Here is a 1,920-nt window from a genome sequence, read left to right on the forward strand (position 1 = left end):
TTCAGAAAGTTCAGGTTACCACTACTTTTTGAGAAGTTACTATTATCCTTGATAAGTTATTATTTTTTAAATGAATTATATTGAAAGGGAACTCTATTTAAGTATAATGCCAGTATGAAAATATTACCCTAATAAGATAGTTTTTAATGTTTAAGTATTTATTTAACTTTTTTGTCACTTTATGTTGCTTAGTAAGCTTTGCATCATATTCACTTGACACCCCTTCGACTCCATCTGCCAGTGTTAGTGGTAAAACGGTTACTTTATCATGGGGGACTGTGTCGGGTGCTGTTTATTATCAATTGGGCTACCGTGACGGCTATGGTAGTTGGGGAACCTCTTATGGTAAATATTATAATGGTAGTCAGACATGGCCAAATGCGCCTTATTTGATTCAGCGAAGTTATCGCATGCGAGCGTGTGATAATGCCACTTGCTATGGTTGGTCTGGTGCATCAAATCAGATAAATATTTTGCCTCCGAAATTATTGGCTAGTGTGAATTGGTCTCCAGCAAATATACAATATGGACAAAGTTCAACATTAAGTTGGAGCAGTAGTAATGCCTCTAGTTGTAAGTTAGATGGGTCAAATAAAGGATTAGTTGGCAATTGGAATTCAGTAAATAATACCGCAAATAAAGAAACTTACTTTACTTGTGTTGGCGAAGCTGATCAAACTATCACTGTATCAGCATCATTAATAGTTGACCCACCACCCAAGTTAACCGGCAATGTCAGTTGGACTCCTTCCAGCATTCGTTATGGTGGATCCTCTGAGCTGAGCTGGAGTAGTAATAATGCTTTAAGTTGCCAATTAGATAATTCAAATATCATAACAACGGGCAACAAAACCTATAGTGATATTAAAGATAATATCACTATAGCATTTGCATGTTCGGGTATTGCTGGCCAGCAACTATTGATAACAACAACATTGCCAGTATTGCCTATAGAATTAACTGTGCTGCCTGAAGCCCCTGTTGCAAAGGTAAACGGTAAAACACTTGTATTAACATGGAAACAGGTTGAAGGTGCAACTTACTACGAATTAGAATATCGAGATGGTTCTGGGGATTGGAAACCTTCTTATGGTAATTACCGTAATGGCACACACTCTTGGCCAGACGCACCTGCTCTAAACCAAAGAAGTTACCGTATGCGTGCTTGTAATAATAGTTCGGTTTGTTTTGAACAATGGTCTCAGGCTTCAAATGCAGTAACTATTTACCCTAAACCTGATGCCCCAACAAATTTAGAAGCTTCATTTACAGAAAATACCACTACTTTGACATGGAAGGAAGTACCGTATGCTGATTATTTTAAAGTTCAATATCACGATGGGGATGGGAATTGGGATGACTCTGACACGCGTTTAAAAGGCGTTAAACAGGTTTGGTCTACCCCTTTTACGCAAGTGCGATATTATCGTTTATCTGGGTGTAATACATCAGGTTGTTCAGATTGGTCTGATGCATCAGTTGTTAAGCTTAGCACACCAATGAACCTCAAATTAAGTAATGTTGTAAACGGTATTGAGCTGACATGGGATGTTGTAATTGGAGCTGACTCTTACAAGCTTCAGTATCGTGATGGAGAGGGAGATTGGACTGCTGCCTTCGGAACATATTATGCGGGTAGTAAAATTTGGGAGAATGAAACTGCTGTTTTTAATAGAAGTTATCGTTTGTCGGCTTGTAATCAAGACGTATGCTCTGAATTGTGGTCTTTACCGTCAACTTATGTTGAAAATAAAGTGATATCTTTAAAAATTGACCTATTGGGCACTCCAATTCCATGACTGACTTATGTAATGACATAAATCATTGTAGTGATGATGGTTTTATTCATTTAGTTGTTACGCCAAAAACGAGTAGCATACAAATCAAAAACATTCAATTGTTAAGTGCACCATTACAAAC

The 1,920-nt window shown here is 37.6% G+C and carries 1 protein-coding gene; it reads left to right on the top strand.

Annotated features, from left to right (window positions below; genetic code table 11):
- The first annotated feature begins 146 nt into the window (after positions 1–146).
- Positions 147–1,799, top strand: coding sequence for a fibronectin type III domain-containing protein (locus CJF42_RS25810; RefSeq protein ID WP_095369349.1), 1,653 nt, complete (start codon positions 147–149; stop codon positions 1,797–1,799).
- The last annotated feature ends 121 nt before the right edge of the window (positions 1,800–1,920 follow it).

The sequence above is a fragment of the Pseudoalteromonas sp. NBT06-2 genome (assembly GCF_002276045.1).
In the GTDB taxonomy this organism is placed as follows: Bacteria; Pseudomonadota; Gammaproteobacteria; order Enterobacterales; family Alteromonadaceae; genus Pseudoalteromonas.

Excerpts from the sequence above, each read along its gene's own strand:
- CJF42_RS25810 (WP_095369349.1), top strand. The coding sequence starts at position 147 with ATGTTTAAGTATTTATTTAACTTTTTTGTCACTTTATGTTGCTTAGTA.